Consider the following 3363-nt stretch of genomic DNA (forward strand, 5'->3'; position numbering starts at 1 on the left):
CGCGCCGGGCACCGGGCGTCCGTCGAAGGTGAGGTGACGCTCCTCCAGGTGCCAGCCGCGCGGCCGCATGACGACGGTGGCGAGCTCGTCGGCGGCCCGAGCCGCAGCCGCAGGCGCCGAGCACGGGCAGGAACACCGCCTCACGCGGTGGCTCCGGCATGGAGTCGATCGGCATCGGGGATTCGGCCATGGGGTCCCTCCCTTTCGAGGCGTGCGTCGCCTCCCCCCATTGCATGCCCACCCCGACCGGCGCATCAACGGCGCATCGGCGCCCTTGGGGGTGCCTTGCCGGTCAGGCCGGGCTCGCGGCGCCTATGCGCCCTCCACCGGCGCGTCCGCCGCCTGCAGCTCGTCCGCGTGCTCGCCCGTCACCAGGTACACGACGCGCTTCGCCACCGACACCGCGTGGTCCGCGAACCGCTCGTAGTACCGGCCGAGCAGCGTCACGTCCACGGCCGTCTCGATGCCGTGCTTCCAGCGGTCGTCCATCAGGTGCTGGAAGAGCGTCCGGTGCAGCAGGTCCATCTCGTCGTCGTCCTGCTCCAGCTGGAGCGCCAGGTCGACGTCCTTCGTGATGATGACCTCCGCCGCCTTCGCCATCAGGCGCTGCGCCAGCTGCCCCATCTCCAGGATGGTCGCGTGCAGGTCCCGCGGCACCGCCGTGTCCGGGAACCGCAGCCGCGCCAGCTTCGCCACGTGCTGCGCCAGGTCCCCGGAGCGCTCCAGGTCGGCGCTCATCCGCAGCGAGGTCACCACGATCCGCAGGTCCGTCGCCACCGGCTGCTGCCGGGCCAGCAGCGCTATCGCCCGCGCCTCCAGGTCGTGCTGGAGGTCGTCGACCTTCTGGTCCGCCGCGATCACGCTCTCCGCGAGCTTGAGATCCGCGTCGAGCATCGCCGTCGTGGCGCGCCCGATCGCCGACCCGACGAGCCGGGCCATCTCGACCAGGCCCTCGCCGATCGAGTCCAGTTCCTCGTGGTACGCGTCCCGCATGGATGTCCCTCTCTACGCAAAGCTCCGGGGTCCGGGTGGGGCTTCGGACCCCCACGCTCCCACGTTCGGCCCCCTGTGCGTCCGGTTCCACCCCCTGAAATGAACCGGCACTTTCCCCTAGGTGAACTCCTGGCGACACGCGCCACCCTCGTCGCCAGGGCAAATGAACCACCCGCGTCTCCTCGGTGAACTCTGGGCGACGACTGTTCGAGCAGCCACTCGGACGGCTGGGAGAGTGTCCGTGACCCCGCATAACCTTGGAGACATGGACGTGAACGCGGCGGTCGCCGCATTGGCAGCGATCGCCGGCGTGTGCACCGGCGTGATCGCCATGCTGGCGTTCCGCTGGAGCGAGCGCGACCAGGCGCGACCGACCCGTACCTCGCTGCACACCGATGCCGTGCTCCCGCCCGGCGTCGACACCGTGCTGTCCGTGCTGCGCTCCTCCGCGGTCGTCCTCGACGAGAGCGACTCCGTGGTGAAGGCCAGCTCGGCGGCGTACGCGCTCGGCCTGGTCCGCGGCGGCAAACTGGCCGTCGAACCCATGCTCAACATGGCCCGCGACACCCGCCGGGACGGAGAGATACGGCAGGTGGAGCTGGACCTGGCCCGGCGCGGCACCGGACGCGGCGAGGCCCTCGCCGTCTCCGCCCGGGTCGCCCCGCTGGGCTCGCGGCTCGTGCTGCTCCTGGTCGAGGACCTCACCGAGGCCCGCCGCATCGAAGCGGTACGACGCGACTTCGTCGCCAACGTGAGCCATGAGCTCAAGACCCCCGTCGGCGCGCTCTCCCTGCTCTCCGAGGCGGTCATGGACGCCTCGGACGACCCCGAGGCGGTCACCCGCTTCGCCGGCCGGATGCAGATCGAGGCGACCCGCCTCACCAACCTCGTACAGGAGCTCATCGACCTCTCCCGCGTGCAGAACGACGACCCGCTGGAGGACTCCGAGCCGGTGTCCGTGGACGAGCTCGTCGCCGAGGCGATCGACCGCTCCCGGCAGCCGGCCTCCAAGAAGCAGATCACCATGGTCTCCGGGGGCGCCGCCGATCTGTACGTGTGGGGCAGCCGGGGCCAGCTCGCGGCGGCCCTCGGCAACCTCGTCGAGAACGCCGTCAACTACTCGCCGGCCCGCACGCGGGTGGGCATCGCCGCCCGCCGCGTCTCCGCCCCCGCCGGCGACCTGATCGAGATAGCCGTCACCGACCAGGGCATCGGCATCCCCGACAAGGACAAGGAGCGCGTCTTCGAGCGCTTCTACCGCGTCGACCCGGCCCGCTCCCGTGCCACCGGCGGTACGGGACTCGGCCTGGCCATCGTCAAGCACGTGGCCGCCTCCCACGGCGGGGAGGTCACCGTCTGGAGCACCGAGGGTCAGGGCTCCACCTTCACCTTGCGGCTGCCCGAGGCGGGCGCCGTACGGGACCGCCGGTCCGCCTCTTCTCCCACCCCTGATCTCATGACCGAACCGCTTCCCGCCCCGGAGGTCCTTCCGTGACCCGAGTGCTCGTCGTCGAGGATGAGGAATCCTTCAGCGACGCCCTGTCGTACATGCTCCGCAAGGAGGGCTTCGAGGTCGCCGTCGCGGCGACCGGGCCCGACGGCCTCGACGAGTTCGAGCGCAACGGAGCCGACCTCGTCCTCCTCGACCTGATGCTTCCGGGCCTGCCCGGCACCGAGGTGTGCCGCCAGCTGCGCGGCCGCTCGAACGTCCCGGTGATCATGGTGACCGCCAAGGACAGCGAGATCGACAAGGTCGTCGGCCTGGAGATAGGAGCCGACGACTACGTGACCAAGCCCTTCTCCTCGCGCGAGCTGGTCGCCCGCATCCGCGCGGTGCTGCGCCGCCGCGGGGAGCCGGAGGAGGTCGCCCCGGCGGCCCTGGAGGCCGGCCCGGTCCGCATGGACGTCGACCGCCACGTGGTGACGGTCTCCGGCGGCAAGGTCGACCTGCCGCTGAAGGAGTTCGACCTCCTGGAGATGCTGCTGCGCAACGCGGGCCGCGTGCTGACCCGTATGCAGCTCATCGACCGGGTGTGGGGCGCGGACTACGTCGGCGACACCAAGACCCTCGACGTCCACGTCAAGCGCCTCCGCGCCAAGATCGAGCCGGACCCGGGCGCGCCGCGGTACCTGGTGACGGTGCGGGGCCTGGGCTACAAGTTCGAGCCGTAGGCCGGCCCAGGGCCGAGGAGGCCGGACGGAGTCCGGCACAGCGTCCCGAGGCCTGTGCGGCCCTCCGGGGCCGGGCGGTGCGAGGGGCGCACGGAGGACAGGGCGTAGAACCGCCCGTCCTCGATCGCGACGATCGCCTTCTGCATGTACGGGGAGATCTTGTCGATCGGCACGACCTTCCGGTCCCGCGAGTACACC

Annotated in this window: 4 protein-coding genes; 2 read left to right on the top strand and 2 right to left on the bottom strand. The window is 71.4% G+C overall.

Features of this window, described 5'->3' with window-relative positions:
• Positions 1–312 precede the first annotated feature (312 nt).
• Entirely contained in the window at positions 313–993 is a 681-nt protein-coding gene (phoU, locus tag ABZ318_RS39280; RefSeq protein WP_041130440.1) for a phosphate signaling complex protein PhoU, read from the bottom strand.
• A gap of 265 nt (positions 994–1258) precedes the next feature.
• Here phoU and ABZ318_RS39285 point away from each other — a divergent pair, with 265 nt between their 5' ends.
• Positions 1259–2488: an ATP-binding protein gene (locus ABZ318_RS39285; RefSeq protein WP_356907204.1), complete on the top strand. Its 1230-nt coding sequence runs from the start codon at positions 1259–1261 to the stop codon at positions 2486–2488.
• A complete protein-coding gene (locus ABZ318_RS39290; RefSeq protein ID WP_073720438.1) occupies positions 2485–3165 on the top strand; it encodes a response regulator transcription factor in 681 nt (226 codons plus the stop codon). Before ABZ318_RS39285 ends, ABZ318_RS39290 begins: the two co-directional genes overlap by 4 nt.
• Here the strand turns inward: ABZ318_RS39290 and ABZ318_RS39295 are convergent.
• The coding region (locus ABZ318_RS39295) for a hypothetical protein (RefSeq protein WP_356907205.1) at positions 3147–3363 on the bottom strand (217 nt) is incomplete at its 5' end. The genes ABZ318_RS39290 and ABZ318_RS39295 overlap by 19 nt on opposite strands.

Source organism: Streptomyces sp. NPDC006197 (genome assembly GCF_040613865.1).
Taxonomy (GTDB): Bacteria; Actinomycetota; Actinomycetes; order Streptomycetales; family Streptomycetaceae; genus Streptomyces.